A 14106-nucleotide genomic window follows, 5' to 3' on the forward strand; every position below is an offset into this window, starting at 1 on the left:
CTCACAGAAAAGAATGGCCCGGCTTCAAGACGCCTAAGGCCATATTCAGTTTTGAATTGAATGCAAGAAGTACGATAAAAATGCATCGCTGTCGATCTCAGTGGCAACGTTAACGTTTGCCGGTTTTCCTAAGCGCTGTTGCCTGTCGCATACCGTCTGCCCATCGCAAAATTGGCTGTTTGTTTCTACTTCGACAAACATCTCTTCCAAATGGAGCAATTCGGGTTTTAATGCATAAGCAACGGCAAGAGGATCGTGGAGGGCACAAGCTGCCACGTTGTTGCGCGCTTCATACCGTTTTATATAGTCTGCGGTGCACGTTTTGATAAACTGCTTGACAGGCGAGTCAACGAGCGATCCAATGTTTTCCCTAGTGAGAAGTGCTTTGCGGGTAACATCTAATCCGACTTGCACAAGGGGGGCGAAGCCGGCATGGATCACCTTGCGCGCTGCTTCAGGATCGACATACATGTTGTACTCAGCCACAGGGGTGACATTGCCATGTGTAAAGGCGGCACCACCCATATAGACGACGCCTGCCACGAGTTTTGGCAAATCAGGGCATTTTTCAAGCGCTAACGCCAAGTTCGTCAGCGGCCCTGTCATGACAAGCGTGAGTTCGCCTGGATAACGGTTTGCCTGTTCGATTATATAATCAGGAGCATAACCGTCGGCAGGCTGTGCCGTTGGCTCAAAATGAGGCAAAGCACCGCCAAGGCCGTCATTGCCGTGGACGCTATGTTCAAAAAAGCACGGGCGCCGAAGTGGCGCATGAGCCCCTTGGATAACGGGAATGTCGCCCTCTTTATGAAGAAGTGTCAACACTTTTAACGTGTTAACAGTCGCTTTTTCTAAAGAGACATTTCCGTTCACTGTCGTAATTGCAAGCAGTTGTGCGGCCGTGCTTTTGGAGGCAAGGATAATGGCGAGGGCATCATCTACGCCTGTATCAACGTCAAGTAAGATTTTTCTGGCCACTCAAATGCCTCCTTAGTTGGCAATTTCTTTATTCCAGCGGTCAATCCATTCGGCTGATTCGCTGTTTACGTATTCCATGTCAAGGAGGTTTAGCGCCTCAATCGTTTCTTCCCCATAAGTGACGCCTTCCGCTTCCTGTTCAGACAACTCAACATCGATGTTCACAGGGGAGTCGACTTTCGCTTTAGCAGACGCTTCCTGGACTTCTTTGCTCAAATGCCAATTGATAAAAGCTTCCGCTAATTCTTTGTTGTCACTGTCTTTAACGACATTGACTGTATTCATGACTGCGTAGCCACCTTCTGTCGGGGTAACGAACTCAGCTTCAGGGACAGCGGCTTGCAAATCATGAAAATACATTTCCATAAATGGCCCAGCAGCAATCTCGCCTTGGGTAAACATGTTGACGAAGTCGGATGATTTATCATACTCTTTAACAATATTTCCTTTCAGGTCGGCAATGGCTGCAAATGCTGCATCGGCATTGAATTCTTCCTGTCCTGCTACGATGGAAGCTGCATCTAAAAACATTGGCCCTGTTGTCGATGTAATAGAAGGAATCGTTAAATTGCCTGCAAGAGAGTCATCCCATAAGTCGCTCCAGCTTTCGATTGGGCCTTTCGTTTGTTCAGGATTGTAAGCAATCCCGAATTGGCCAATCGTGTAGGCTGGTCCGTATTCTTCGCCAAGAGGGGCTTTCGCTATATCATAGAGGTTGTCAATATTTTCGATGTTGCTGCGATCGATTTCAGCAAATAAACCTTCCTCGATGCCTTGCTGGGCGTAATAATCGGACAAATAAACGACATCTACATTAGCAGTTCCTTGGCGGATTTTGTTAAGGCGTTCTGCGTTGTTGCCGATATCGACGACAATATTAACGTTGTATTCTTCTTCAAATGGCTTGTAAACTTCTTCCTTAAAAAAATCCTCTGCAAATCCCCAAGTGGAAATGACAAGGTCTGTTGGTTTTTCGTTACCGTCCCCTGAACTGGAGCATGCGCTAACAGCGACCAAGCTTGACGTGATTACAAATAAGCAAGAAAGATGTTTTTTCATTTAGAAAGTCCTCCTAGTACAACATTTTTAATGAAGAAAAAAAGAAGACACACCTGTAGCAGCATTTGCCATCTACAGGTGCATCTTCCTTATGTAAACATAAGCAAAAGCAACCGTATTGAAAAGAATCGCAAATCCTCAACCAGACATGTCCAGTTTGCATTTACGAAGTGGAAAAAAGAATGTTTGTAAAAGCCCATTGCGTTTTTGCATCATAATCACGCAGCACAACCTCGATCGGGTCGTGGAAGTACGTCGCTAATTGTTCTGCAAGTTTCCGTTTATAGAGAAGGGAAAGATGAAAATCGACTTCCATTTTTAAAGAAGGCACTTCTCCTTCAAGCGCGGTAGAACGGGCTGCCCGTTTATGCTTCGCTTGAATTGTTACAAGTGCCCCGGAGATGGAAACCTTTAATAAAGTTGTGCCAACGCCGAACATTTCTTTTGAAACATCATTATATAGATGAGCCAATATTTTTTTATTTTCGTTTGTATCGCCTATCATCCCATCACCTTTAAACGAAAAACAAATGATGTAAACTATTGTACATAAATTGCTATTTATATGCAATAAAATGTTCGGATTTAATTGAGTGTAATTTTCTTGAAGTCGAAAAAGGATACCAAAAACAAGCAAACGACGAACATTGATGATAAAAAACGATATACTCTTATTTTCTATTTAGATTTTCATCTAATTAGATTATAATGGAATTACTAAGTCGAAAGGAGAAAGTTAACATGAAAATCAGCCAAGAAGAGAAGGAAAACATCATCCGTCATTTTATAGGAAAAGATGGCCGCTTAAAGACGATACCGGCTAAATTCAAGAAAAAGCTCATTCTTTTAGAACATATGTTAATAGGTTTAGAGGAGAATGTCGTTTATGAAGAACGGGAGATTAACGCTCATATTCAGTCTTTTCATGATGACTTTGCCACGATCCGTAGAGCATGGGTAGATACGGGATTTATGGAAAGAAAAGAGGGGCGCTATACACTTGTGTCGCCAGCGAAGCGGCCAGCTTTTTTTATTGAAACTAATTAGATGTGTGTCTAATTTGTTCTTTCAGTGTATTTTTTCATGATTTTAGATTGGTATGACTAGTAGCATCTGAGCCTTTTAGAGCGCTCAGATGCTTTTTTATAGTCGTATTTAAAATACAAATTCAGTAGTTTTGTCAAAATTGGTACAATTGTTTTAATCCATGATGAAGGAAGTGAGTTGTATGGTTGGAGAAAAAGAGGAACCGTTTGTCGATCTGTGCCTTGAATGGCTAGGTTGCATTCGAACAGGAAATCCTGCGCAAATGACGAATTTGCAATCAAGAGCAAGGGGGCTTTTGAGCGCTGAAAGGAATGTCGATGACGCAGTCATCTCTCTTTACTTGCTCAATTCACACCTCCATTCTGAACAGTTAAAAGGCAATGGAAACACGCCTGACTTCATTAAACTTGTTAACATTACCTATTTTTTAAGCCATTTCATAAGTGGTAGGATTAAACAGAGCAAAGCTGATTCGAATGGAGCTTTGCGAAATTATTTAAAGGCCGAACATGTGCTTAGTTTTATTGAAGACAGCTGCGAAAAAGCAAAATTTTACGAAGCGGTAGCGGCTGCTTATAAAAATCTTCAAGAGGAAATAGCGGCAAACGCCTATTTGAAAAAACATAAGGAAGAGGCGGCAAAGTGCATGGTGGTGATGTAGCAGCAAATGTCGATGCTTAAAGTTTTTCTAAGAATGTTCATAACATGAATGCGGTAGCCGTTGCCATAGCTGTTATAATAATAGAGAAAGATGCTTTTAAAGTCTCTAATCAGGAGGGAGTTGGAAGCATGTATAGACGAATTCTTGTTGGTGTCGATGGATCGAACCAGTCTGATCACGCTTTTTCGAAAGCGCTTTCCATCGCCGGAGAATGTAGGGCAACACTCATCATCGGCCATGTTTTGGACATTCGCAATTTTCCCAATGAGCATATGCTTTATGCAGGAGAGTTGTGGGATGAGTGGAAAGGCAAGGCCGACGCCATGCTTGCTCGTTATAAAGGACAAGCAGAGGCAGCAGGCATCAAAACGGAAATCGCGTTTGCCTCAGGGAATCCGCGCATTCAAGTCGCAAAAACATTGACAAAGGAGCATGGAGCTGATTTACTCGTTACGTCAGCGACAGGGCGGAACCGAATTGAACGTTTTTTTACCGGCAGCGTCGCTGAAGCGTCCATTCGTCATGCGCCTTGTGACTACTTGATGGTCAAAGACTATGAAACGGCTTCTCCTTACTATAAGACGATTCTTGTCGGCGTGGATGGCTCCGATCAAGCAGAAGACGCTTTGTCGGAAGCGGCATGGTTGGCCAAACCATATGAGGCAGCACTTACGATTGTTTATGTGGAGCCGATTGGCATTTATACAGGAGGAGCGATGGCCGCCGCCCCGCTATCCTATGAAGATAACAATCGACTAGAAGCTGAGCGCATGTTGACATCATATAAACAAAAGGCAGAGGAGTCTGGGGTTTCGACAGTAAAAACGGAATACTTGCATGGGAACCCCCGTGTCAAACTTTCCACCGATCTACCGGAATCGCTTCAAGCGGATTTGCTCGTTTGCGGCGCAACGGGAACAAATACGGTCACCCGCCTGATGATTGGTAGTGTAGCAGAGGCAGCGATGCGCCATGCGCCATGCGATGTGCTAATGGTGAAGCGGGACAACAGCCGTTAGAGTGCAAGCAAGGAGTCGTCCTCAACGAGACGGCTCCTATTGGTGCAGTGATAGAAAAGTACAGCCAAGGGGTGAGCATCTGCCTCCCTACACCGTACTGGAATCGTCAGCTATTTGGCGATACGCGGCTACTGCGTGTACACTTGGAAATAATAAAGAGGAACAAAAAAGAGAGGACGATAAACACAAAGCTTGATAAGCCTAGCGCGAATAATATCGATAAGAGTGGTGCATATGAGCAAACCGTTATTTAACATTCCTTATAATACATTTGAACGACTTAGCGACACAGAGCGTTATTTGTTAACCTACATTCATGACCATCTAGATGAAATTGCGACGATGTCGATTGTTACATTAAGCGAACGGGCAGCAGTCTCTACTGCCACCGTTGTCCGGCTGATGAAGAAGATTGGTTTTAAAGGCTATACGTCGTTTAAATACAAGCTAGAACAAGATAAGCAAATGGTAGACAAAGAAGGAAGTTTGAGCGATATTGGCAACGAAATAAAGCAAGCGCTGCAAAAAAACGAAGAGGAAGTGCGCCGTACCATTCAGCTGCAAAGCATTGGCCAAATTGAGGACGCGGTGCAAAAAATGCATGACGCCAAAAAGATTTACATCTTTGCCCGTGGCTTTTCGCAAATGATTGCAAAAGAGATGGCCGTTAAGTTGCAAGTCCTTGACAAAACGTGTGAGATGCATGATGATCCGAATATTATCCGCATCAAATCGCAAAAAATGCATCATGATACGGACTTGGCGATTTTTATTTCATTAAACGGTGAGACGAAAGAACTTGTGGAAGCTTGCCAAAACTTGAGCATCCGCCAAGTGACGACCATTACGTTAACGACCAAAGTGAACTCGACACTGAATAAGTTGTCTGATATGACGTTGATCGGATACAAAAGTGAACACTCGTTAATTCCAGATTATGAAGTTCGCTCACGCCTTTCCTTAAATGTGATTGCGAGAGTGCTCCTTGACGCCTATGTCATCCGTACAAAAGAATCTGTAAAGCCGCCCCATTGAACTAGAGGGCGGTTTTTTCTTATGAAATCAACGCTGAAGGCGATTTTACCAAATATTGTTTTTCAGGATGCGAAAACATTTTCATCTAAGCCAATGGGATAATAAAGACATCAAGGACCGCATTTCTGAGACATTAAACGAAGTTGGTGAGCGCAGATATGATTTATACATGCACGATGAACACAGCAATCGACTTATATGTACAGTTGGAAAAGCTTATGCCCGACAAAGTCAACCGCACGATTGATGAAGACTACCAGCCAAATGGCAAAGGCGTCAATGTGTCGATCATGCTAAAACGCTATGGAATTGAAAGCGTCGCCACAGGCTTTATAGCTGGTTTTACAGGGCAATTTATTCAGGACTCCTTACAGAAGCTAAACATTAAGACTGACTTTGTGCACGTTGACGGCATTACACGGATTAACGTGTTTATGAATGCAGACAAGGAATACAAAATAGTCAATCAAGGGCCGTCCATTAGTAAAGAAAAGCAACGCTTGCTAATAGAAAAAATTGGCCAAATGGAAGCAGGCAGTACGTTGATTGTTTCAGGAAGTTTGCCTGTAGGCGTGTCAGAAGGCATTCTCGCCGAGATTGGCGCCATTTGTCAAATGAACGGCGTCCATTATGTCCTTGATACAAGCATTTCTTCTTTAGACGCCGTGTTGGCGACTCAACCTTATTTATTGAAGCCAAATGAAGAAGAGTTAGCAGGTTTCTTTCAAGTGCAACATCCATTGAGTGAAAAAGAGCTTGTCTACTACGGCTATGAATTGATAAAGCGTGGAGCAAAGCAAGTACTCATTTCTCGCGGAAAAGACGGCAGCATTTATTTGAATAAGGACACTTGCTTGTTTGCGACGTCTCCTAAAGGCAAAGTATTGAACACGGCTTGTGCTGGCGATGCTTTGTTGGCCACGTTCATTGGCCATATCCAGCAAGGCACACCTGTGGAAGACGCACTAGCGAAAGCAACAGCAACAGGGGCTTCTACTGCCTTTTCAAAAGGGTTAAGCGATTTAAAAGATGTTCCAATGCTTCTCGATCAAGTACAAATCACGCGGAGGGGATTCACATGGCAAAAGTAAAGATTGTCGCTGCAACGGGCTGTCCGACAGGCATTGCTCATACTTTTATGGCAGCGGAAGCGCTGAAAAAAGCAGCGAAAAACATGGACGTGGAGATCAAAGTTGAAACGCATGGCCAAGCGGGAATCGAAAATGCGTTAACAAAAGAAGAAATTGAAGCGGCAGACGGTGTCATTGTCGCTGCCGACAAAGATGTCAATACGGAACGCTTTCATGGCAAGCGGCTTGTTGATGTCCCAGTAGCGAAGGCATTGCGAGGCGCCGAAGAACTAATCCAACAAATTATTGATAAAAGCGCGCCGGTTTATCGAGCCAAAGGTGGAGTGCTGCCAGAAGAAGCGACTGGCGAAGACAATCAGCCAACTGGCAAAAAGAACATTGGTCGTTCACTTTATAAGTCACTGATGAATGGTGTTTCCCACATGCTGCCATTTGTAGTTGGCGGCGGCGTGTTGATCGCAATTTCCTTTTTGTTCGGCATTTATTCTGCTGATCCGAACCATGAATCTTACAATGCATTTGCGGCATTTCTGAATAAGGTTGGCGGCTTGAGTTTTAGTGTTATGGTACCAATATTAGCCGCATTTATTGCCGAAGCGATCGGCAAACGTTCTGGTATGGTTGCCGGTTTTATCGGCGGTTTGCTCGCGGTCGAATCGGGGGCAGGTTTTCTTGGCGGCATCATTGCTGGTTTTGCCGCTGGCTATTTAATTGTCCTGTTGCAATACCTATTCAAAAAATTACCTCGTTCATTAGACGGACTTAAAACAATCTTCCTTTTTCCGGTGCTTGGCATCTTTCTAATTGGCGCGGTCATGTATCCATTGATGTCGCCAGTCGCCGCTCTAAACGAAGCAATGATGGCGTTTTTAGCTTCCGTTCAATCATCAAGTCCGCTGCTGCTCGGCTTAATCGTAGGCGCTATGTGCGCATTTGACATGGGCGGGCCTGTCAACAAAGCCGCATACGTAACAGGGACATTGTTGCTATCTGAAGGAAATTTGTACTTCATGGCTGGCGTGTCCGCTGCGTGTATAGCGCCACCGCTTATCACTGCATTTGCGGTCTTGTTCTTTGGAAAGTACTTCAATAAAGAAGAGCGAAACTCAGGAATGGTGAACTTTATTTTAGGATCCACCCATATTACAGAAGGGGCGATTCCGTTTGCTGCCAAAAACCCGATTGTCGTCTTGCCGATTTTGATGGTTGGTTCAGCGATTGCAGCAATCATGACATATATGTTTGGCGTGCAAGTGCCAGCACCCCATGGAGGCTTTCTTGTACTGCCAGTTGTGACTGGAGCGGTTAAGTGGGTGATAGCAATTTTAACAGGGTCGGTTATTGGCGGGGTCTTGTTCGGGCTATACCGTAAAAAAATAGCTAATGGAAAACCAATCGAAGGGTAAAAGGAGAGACAGACATGATTACAGAAAAGCAAATTCATTTGCACTCAAGCGCATCAACACAGGAAGGCGTTTTTCAGGCGATTGCAGATTTGGCTGTGGAAAATGGCATTGCGGTAGACAACGCTAGTGTTGTTGCTGGATTAAAAGAACGGGAGTCCTTAAGTACAACGGGCTTCCAAGATGGTTTTGCGATTCCACATACACAGTCTGACTCGATTACAAGACCAGCAATTATAATCGTCCGCACGGAAACAGGAATTGAGTGGGAATCATTTGATGGGAAGCCAGCATTCTTTTTTATTTCATTGCTCGTGCCACATGGAGAAGCAGGAACAACGCATTTGCAGGCGTTAGCGGCTCTGTCTCGGGCTTTAATGGATGATGAGTCGCGCCAAGCGTTCCTTACTGCGCAATCTAGTAAGCAACTTGCACATTTAATTAAAAATGCCATCCAAGGAGATGAGTAATTTGGGAATTGTATCGACTACATCAATGCTAAAAAGAGCAAAAGCAAATAAACATGGGGTGGTAGCATTTAACGTCCACTCTTTCGACAGCATTTTTTGGGTGCTGGAAGCTGCGGCAGATTTGAGATCACCGGTTATTTTGCAAACAACGGTTGGCACTGTAAAAGCGCTTGGCGCCAAAAACATTGTGGAAGTTGCCCAAGTCGCATCTGAGCATTTTCAAGTGCCAACGGGCTTACATTTAGACCACTGTACGGATTACCAAGTAATTAAAGAAGCAATCCGGGCAGGCTATTCTTCGGTTATGATCGATGCTTCCATGTACCCGTTTGAAGAGAATGTGGCCCGTACAAATGAGGTCATGGCTCTTGCCCAATCGCTAGAGGTAAATGTTGAAGCAGAACTCGGCAAAGTTGGCGGTGTGGAAGAGGATATTGTCGTTGCTGAAGAGGATGCCAAAAAGGCGGTGCCCGAGGAATGTAGACGGTTTGTTGAGTTGACAGGCGTACCAACGCTTGCACCGGCGATCGGAACAGCCCACGGCATTTACAAAGGCAAACCAAATATTGATTTTAACCGGATTGCCCGTATTGCTGAACTAGTTGACGTACCACTAGTGCTCCACGGAGGTTCCGCTGTCCCTGATGAGGATGTTCGCCGCTGCGTTTCATTAGGAATGGCGAAAGTCAACGTATCAACCGAATTAAAAAATGCTTACTCTGCTGCGATCCGTGAACATTTTGCCTCTCATCCAAATAGCCTTGACCCCCGCGCCTATTTGCAAAAAGCAAGAGAGGCTGCTATCGAAATGGCAAAAGCAAAAATCAAATTGGTAGGAAGCGAAGATACGGTTGTCCCAGCGTTTGCTTAAAAGCGATTCCCCCTCCTTACATAGCAAGGAGGGATTTTTTTGCAAAGAAAGAAAATGAATCCGTACGTGCCAAGCACTAGGCGCATACACTGGTTTTGAATGAAAGGAGTGAAGGCAAATGAAGCCTACAAATGAAGACATTCAACACCAATACGGGATAGACCAGAATGACCAACCGAGCCAACCACACGAGGTGGGCCCAGTCTACAGAAACAGTTATGGGGCGGCAAATCAGATGGGGAATATGGCTCAGCAAGTGAGCGGGTATCAGCCTGCCCAGCAATACGCAATGAACCAAAATGTGCAACACACTCTTGAATATGGGAGTAACACACAGCCATTTGCACAGGCATATGGGAGCAATACACAGCCATTTGCACAGGAATATGGGAGCAATACACAGCCATTTGTACAGGAATATGGCAGTAACACACAGGCATTCGCACAGGCAGAAGCCAATCAGTTTTCACAGCAGGGGGCGATGAAAGAGAAGTGCCGCCAAATGAAAGACCATCATGTCGAGGTAAAGATGGCAAACGGCCAATCGGTAGACGGAATTTTAACTGAAGTGAGAGAAGACGGCATTACTGTTTTAGTTGGTGAAGATGTCCATCAAGAAGAATCCCGCCAATTTGGTTGGCGGTATCGCCGCTATCGCCCACGCTTTTTTCCTTTCGGTGGATTTACCGGTCTTGGCTTTTTTCCATATTTCTTTCCGCCGTTTTTCTTCTATTGATGCAATTAGTAAAAGAGAGAGTGTGTCGAAGCTTGGCGACACACTCTTTCTTTTGGTAGTAGGCAGTCGCGCTTTTAGTTGTTGCGAATCAATCTCTTACGCCTGCACCTTCTCGGGAATGGGCGAGCCGGCTGGAAGCAGCGGCAGCGATCGCGCCGACAATATCATCAAGGAATGTATGGCATTTCCCGCCTTTATGTTTGTTTAACTTACCAAGAATGCCAGGTTTGATTTTATCGACATAGCCAAAGTTCGTCAGCCCAATTGAGCCATAAATGTTAACGATCGAAAGGGCAACAATTTCATCAATGCCATAAAGGCCTTCATCTGATTGCACAATTTCTTGAAGAGGGGAGCTAAGCTTGCCTTGTTCGGCGAGGCGGTCAAGCTCGATTCCTGTTAATAACGCATTTTGCACTTCTCGCTTAGCCAGCACTTTCATTACATGCGGCCGGCACATTTCCTTCGTCAAGTCTGGAACATACGTGCTTTGCAATTCATAAACAAGATCCATAATTTCTTCAATCGTAACCCCTCGATCTTCTAATGCTTCCAACGCTAATTCAATTGTGATTTTATGTATCATCGAAACCAATCCCCTTTCAAAGCTCTACCTATAAAGATACCCTATTTTTCATTGAAATACACGTTTAGCTTAAAAGGGAAGGGATCCAGAATTAGGAAACAGAAAGAGGGTGAAATGGGCTGCATCTGTTTGGATTGCTGCTTTATTTTGTAAAAAGGAAGGGAAAATAGATGTTAAAGGATGATGGGGCTTATAGTAGGAGCATTCGCAAAAAAGAGGAATCGTTGGATCAAAGCAGCAATCCAAGATGCAGAGATGAAACGGGAAAAGTCCGAAAACAATTGGAAAAGCGAAAAAAAGTGAAGATGAGAGACAGCTAGCCGCAATTAAAGATGATTTTTCTTTAAGGAGAACACTTCTTGCTCTAGTGAGACCATTTTTGACATAAGAAAATCATGAACGGTATCTGCCCGCTTTTTGTCTTCTAACCGTTCGGCAGTGCTATGTTCAATTAGATAGCCGACCCCATTCAATCTTTTCTCCATTCGTTCAAGCCGGTTCTCTGTGTTCTGTTGAAAAGCCTCAAATGTTTGGTTGAATTTGGTTTGTTGGTTGTTAAACTTGCGCTGATTCTCGTTGAAAGCAAGTTGCTCCTTTTGGAAATGGCGCATTTCATCATTGAAAGCAAGCTGCTCCTTTTGGAAATGGCGCATTTCATCATTGAAAGCAAGCTGCTCCTTTTGGAAATGGCGCATTTCATCATTGAAAGCAAGTTGCTCCTTTTGGAAATGGCGCATTTCGTCATTGAAAGCAAGTTGTTCCTTTCGAAAATCGCGCATTTCGTCATTAAAAGCGAGTTGATTTTGCTTAAAATTATCAAATTCGTCAAGCAGCTTTTCTTGCTGGTTGTCTAGCTTTGTCAGTATCTTGAGGATTTGTTCAGTCACTTCATTCGCCTCCATTTTGTGTATTATAGCGCATGTTCCTGGCATAAACCACCTCCTTTTAATGGCATCATAAATAGGCATCATGTGCTTTACAAAAAACAAAATTTGATAAGGTGTTTCTACATTAGGTTGGTATTATTTAATGAGGATAGCTAGCTGTGTCGTTCGAAGTAGTCCAACAATGGAGGCCCCATTGTAGCGAGTGTAGATTGATGTTTGTCGATGTTTTTCCTTGTATGGCCAATATTCTACATAAGGTCCATAATTCCTCCTAAAAAAGTCAATTATTTTTATAAAAAGGCGAGCTTATCAATTGGAAGCTGTGGATTTTCACGAAAAACACGGAATGCTGCATAATTTTTTAGTAACGATGACAAACTAACAGCAAAACAGGCAAGGAGGGAATGGAATGGCAAAAAGAGATGACCGCTCCAATAACCCAGAAAGAATTGAAAATATAATCGGCAACACGCTGCAAAACATGGATGAGGCGAGGGATTATGCCAAAGCTCATTCAGAGGAGCTAAGTGAGGAAGAAAAACAGGAGATTGAGCAAAAAAATGAACGCCGTGAGCAAAGCATCGACGGCTTACGCCAAGAATTAAAAGACGAAGTCAATGACCAAGAGAACAACAGCTAAGCAATAGCGAACTGGCATCTGGGAACTTCCCAAATGCCAGTTTTGTTTTTGGCAGTCAACGAATTAAAGAGTTAATTGTTATGATCTTTAAACCAAGCTTTTTGCTCCCGCAATGCACGAATAAAGGCCTCTAACTTTCGCGAAATCCATTTGTTTTTATGGCAAGCAGCGTAAATGCCAATGGATTCTATTGGCGTTTTTATTAGTGATTATATTGTTAAGCGAAGCAGGTCTCAAGGGTTTAAACTTTGCAAAAAACACCCCAAATATAGATAATTACTCTAGAAATGGGGTGGCGATCTATTGGTAGCTTTCTGACATAAAGATGTATTGGATGTGTTGGTTGAGCAGCTTGTCAGTCAATCAAGTTACAGCGAACTACAAAACACCAAATATACAAACAAACACATATACTAGCTCTATGGAGCATTAGGTAATTCAAATAAGTTTGCTTTGTGGACAAAAAGGAATAATTCAGTCATTTCGGTGTATTATTGTTGGTTTAATACGTAAGTGATAAAGCACCGAGTGATAGCCCTGCCGAAGTTCCGAATAAAAGGATGTTGTCACCTCGGTCAATTTTACGTGTTGAAAGCAGGTCGTGAAAAAGCATAGGAATTGAAGCGGCGATGCAATTGCCATGCGTAGCAAGGTGGTCGCCAATTTGTTCTCGTTTAAAGCCGAATTTCTCAAATATTGTAATCCCTTTTTTGGATGTTTGGTGTGGAATAATGAATTTATACTCTTCTTTACTAATCGAATTTAAAAAGAACTCCTCTAAAAATGAAGGAAGGTATCTGACAGCAGCTTTATAGACTTTTCTGCCTTCCATCTGGAATCGATTATCATTTGGCATCGTTGCTGGATCATTAGGGGGACGAAGCGTTCCACCACCTTTGACGCAAGTAAAATCTGCACCACTGCTATATGTTTTCAACAGGAATTGATTAATTTTTGAATCGCCTTTTGAGGATGTAACGACGAACGCTGCCGCCCCATCACCAAAAATGGTCCGCACTTCTTTTTCGGATTGGTCTAATGTTTTACTCGGGGTGTCTGAACTAATGATGAGGATATGTTTATAAACTGCGTTGTTGATTAAGTTTGAAGCAACAAACAAAGCAAGTGGAAAGCTGTAGCATGTAGTGTCGACGTCAAAGCATGGAACACCAGATTCTTCTAAACCTAGTTCGCGTTGGTATAGACTTGCAGCACATGGAATCGCTTGTAAAGGAGAGCCGTTTGCACCGATAATACAATCAATGTCCTCTAACGCAAGGCCACTTTCCTCAATGGCCTGTTTCGCGGCAGCTACCCCCAGTGTTAAGGCTGATTCATTTCTGCTAGGATCAATGTAATAACGAGATTGCACGCCTGAAGCTTTCTCCATCCACCCTTTTGGCAATGACATTTCCTTTTCAAGTTCGTCATTTTTCATTACGGTTGAACCGACAGCTTTGCCAGAGCCTAAGATTTTGGCATTTAACATCTTCTCCACTCCTTTTGTTTTGATTTGCTCTCAATGAATAGCAGCGTTTATTTCTTCTATCGCCCCCTTTTCACACTAAAATTGACTTTATTTATTTTTAATACGGCCAAAAACGAGATGAAAATGTTTCTGGC

General features: G+C 43.5%; 16 protein-coding genes. 10 read left to right on the plus strand and 6 right to left on the minus strand.

Features of this window, described 5'->3' with window-relative positions:
* Positions 1 to 45 precede the first annotated feature (45 nt).
* The 3 genes from BC8716_RS11800 to BC8716_RS11810 form a co-directional block, all read right to left on the minus strand.
* Positions 46 to 978 carry a nucleoside hydrolase gene (locus BC8716_RS11800; RefSeq protein WP_094425912.1) on the minus strand — a complete coding sequence of 311 codons (933 nt, stop codon included), beginning with the start codon at positions 976 to 978 and terminating at the stop codon, positions 46 to 48.
* 12 nt (positions 979 to 990) lie between these two features.
* A complete protein-coding gene (locus tag BC8716_RS11805; RefSeq protein ID WP_094425914.1) occupies positions 991 to 2037 on the minus strand; it encodes an ABC transporter substrate-binding protein in 1047 nt (348 codons plus the stop codon).
* Positions 2038 to 2200: 163 nt separating this feature from the next.
* Positions 2201 to 2542 carry a DUF2294 domain-containing protein gene (locus BC8716_RS11810; RefSeq protein WP_094425916.1) on the minus strand — a complete coding sequence of 114 codons (342 nt, stop codon included), beginning with the start codon at positions 2540 to 2542 and terminating at the stop codon, positions 2201 to 2203.
* Between the two features lie 236 nt (positions 2543 to 2778).
* Here BC8716_RS11810 and BC8716_RS11815 point away from each other — a divergent pair, with 236 nt between their 5' ends.
* The 9 genes from BC8716_RS11815 to BC8716_RS11860 all read left to right on the plus strand — a co-directional run bounded on the left by BC8716_RS11815 (position 2779) and on the right by BC8716_RS11860 (position 10370).
* The gene (locus BC8716_RS11815; RefSeq protein ID WP_245850101.1) at positions 2779 to 3084 is read left to right on the plus strand and encodes a DUF2087 domain-containing protein; all 306 of its coding nucleotides are present in this window, start codon (positions 2779 to 2781) and stop codon (positions 3082 to 3084) included.
* A 181-nt stretch (positions 3085 to 3265) separates the two neighbouring features.
* Entirely contained in the window at positions 3266 to 3745 is a 480-nt protein-coding gene (locus tag BC8716_RS11820) for a hypothetical protein (RefSeq protein ID WP_094425920.1), read from the plus strand.
* Positions 3746 to 3873: 128 nt separating this feature from the next.
* Positions 3874 to 4764 carry a universal stress protein gene (locus BC8716_RS11825; RefSeq protein ID WP_169715944.1) on the plus strand — a complete coding sequence of 297 codons (891 nt, stop codon included), beginning with the start codon at positions 3874 to 3876 and terminating at the stop codon, positions 4762 to 4764.
* Between the two features lie 234 nt (positions 4765 to 4998).
* Complete coding sequence (locus BC8716_RS11835; protein ID WP_094425926.1) at positions 4999 to 5799, plus strand: MurR/RpiR family transcriptional regulator; 801 nt, start codon at positions 4999 to 5001, stop codon at positions 5797 to 5799.
* Positions 5800 to 5957: 158 nt separating this feature from the next.
* Positions 5958 to 6890, plus strand: a complete 933-nt coding sequence (gene pfkB / locus BC8716_RS11840; protein ID WP_094425928.1) for a 1-phosphofructokinase — start codon at positions 5958 to 5960, stop codon at positions 6888 to 6890.
* Positions 6878 to 8296 (plus strand): PTS fructose transporter subunit IIC, encoded by a 1419-nt coding sequence (locus BC8716_RS11845; protein ID WP_094425930.1) that lies wholly within the window; start codon positions 6878 to 6880, stop codon positions 8294 to 8296. Before pfkB ends, BC8716_RS11845 begins: the two co-directional genes overlap by 13 nt.
* A 14-nt stretch (positions 8297 to 8310) precedes the next feature.
* On the plus strand, positions 8311 to 8763 hold the full coding sequence (locus BC8716_RS11850) for a PTS sugar transporter subunit IIA (protein ID WP_094425931.1): 453 nt from the start codon (positions 8311 to 8313) through the stop codon (positions 8761 to 8763).
* A gap of 1 nt (position 8764) precedes the next feature.
* Entirely contained in the window at positions 8765 to 9634 is an 870-nt protein-coding gene (locus BC8716_RS11855) for a class II fructose-bisphosphate aldolase (protein ID WP_094425933.1), read from the plus strand.
* 118 nt (positions 9635 to 9752) lie between these two features.
* Positions 9753 to 10370 (plus strand): hypothetical protein, encoded by a 618-nt coding sequence (locus BC8716_RS11860; RefSeq protein WP_094425935.1) that lies wholly within the window; start codon positions 9753 to 9755, stop codon positions 10368 to 10370.
* Positions 10371 to 10458: 88 nt separating this feature from the next.
* Here the strand turns inward: BC8716_RS11860 and BC8716_RS11865 are convergent, their stop codons facing one another.
* Both BC8716_RS11865 and BC8716_RS11870 read right to left on the minus strand, forming a co-directional pair.
* Complete coding sequence (locus tag BC8716_RS11865; protein WP_011248035.1) at positions 10459 to 10956, minus strand: phosphatidylglycerophosphatase A family protein; 498 nt, start codon at positions 10954 to 10956, stop codon at positions 10459 to 10461.
* Positions 10957 to 11282: 326 nt separating this feature from the next.
* Positions 11283 to 11888, minus strand: coding sequence for a hypothetical protein (locus tag BC8716_RS11870; protein WP_094425937.1), 606 nt, complete (start codon positions 11886 to 11888; stop codon positions 11283 to 11285).
* 364 nt (positions 11889 to 12252) lie between these two features.
* Here BC8716_RS11870 and tlp point away from each other — a divergent pair, with 364 nt between their 5' ends.
* Positions 12253 to 12483 (plus strand): small acid-soluble spore protein Tlp, encoded by a 231-nt coding sequence (gene tlp, locus BC8716_RS11875; protein ID WP_094425938.1) that lies wholly within the window; start codon positions 12253 to 12255, stop codon positions 12481 to 12483.
* A gap of 502 nt (positions 12484 to 12985) precedes the next feature.
* Here tlp and BC8716_RS11880 read toward each other — a convergent pair.
* Positions 12986 to 13972, minus strand: a complete 987-nt coding sequence (locus BC8716_RS11880; protein WP_094425940.1) for a 3-oxoacyl-[acyl-carrier-protein] synthase III C-terminal domain-containing protein — start codon at positions 13970 to 13972, stop codon at positions 12986 to 12988.
* Positions 13973 to 14106 lie beyond the last annotated feature (134 nt).

Source organism: Shouchella clausii (genome assembly GCF_002250115.1).
Lineage (GTDB): Bacteria > Bacillota > Bacilli > Bacillales > Bacillaceae_D > Shouchella > Shouchella clausii.

Excerpts from the sequence above, each read along its gene's own strand:
- BC8716_RS11805 (WP_094425914.1), bottom strand. The coding sequence starts at position 2,037 with ATGAAAAAACATCTTTCTTGCTTATTTGTAATCACGTCAAGCTTGGTC.
- BC8716_RS11810 (WP_094425916.1), bottom strand. The coding sequence starts at position 2,542 with ATGATAGGCGATACAAACGAAAATAAAAAAATATTGGCTCATCTATAT.
- BC8716_RS11815 (WP_245850101.1), top strand. The coding sequence starts at position 2,779 with ATGAAAATCAGCCAAGAAGAGAAGGAAAACATCATCCGTCATTTTATA.
- BC8716_RS11820 (WP_094425920.1), top strand. The coding sequence starts at position 3,266 with ATGGTTGGAGAAAAAGAGGAACCGTTTGTCGATCTGTGCCTTGAATGG.
- BC8716_RS11825 (WP_169715944.1), top strand. The coding sequence starts at position 3,874 with ATGTATAGACGAATTCTTGTTGGTGTCGATGGATCGAACCAGTCTGAT.
- BC8716_RS11835 (WP_094425926.1), top strand. The coding sequence starts at position 4,999 with ATGAGCAAACCGTTATTTAACATTCCTTATAATACATTTGAACGACTT.
- pfkB (WP_094425928.1), top strand. The coding sequence starts at position 5,958 with ATGATTTATACATGCACGATGAACACAGCAATCGACTTATATGTACAG.
- BC8716_RS11845 (WP_094425930.1), top strand. The coding sequence starts at position 6,878 with ATGGCAAAAGTAAAGATTGTCGCTGCAACGGGCTGTCCGACAGGCATT.
- BC8716_RS11850 (WP_094425931.1), top strand. The coding sequence starts at position 8,311 with ATGATTACAGAAAAGCAAATTCATTTGCACTCAAGCGCATCAACACAG.
- BC8716_RS11860 (WP_094425935.1), top strand. The coding sequence starts at position 9,753 with ATGAAGCCTACAAATGAAGACATTCAACACCAATACGGGATAGACCAG.
- BC8716_RS11865 (WP_011248035.1), bottom strand. The coding sequence starts at position 10,956 with ATGATACATAAAATCACAATTGAATTAGCGTTGGAAGCATTAGAAGAT.
- BC8716_RS11870 (WP_094425937.1), bottom strand. The coding sequence starts at position 11,888 with ATGCCAGGAACATGCGCTATAATACACAAAATGGAGGCGAATGAAGTG.
- tlp (WP_094425938.1), top strand. The coding sequence starts at position 12,253 with ATGGCAAAAAGAGATGACCGCTCCAATAACCCAGAAAGAATTGAAAAT.
- BC8716_RS11880 (WP_094425940.1), bottom strand. The coding sequence starts at position 13,972 with ATGTTAAATGCCAAAATCTTAGGCTCTGGCAAAGCTGTCGGTTCAACC.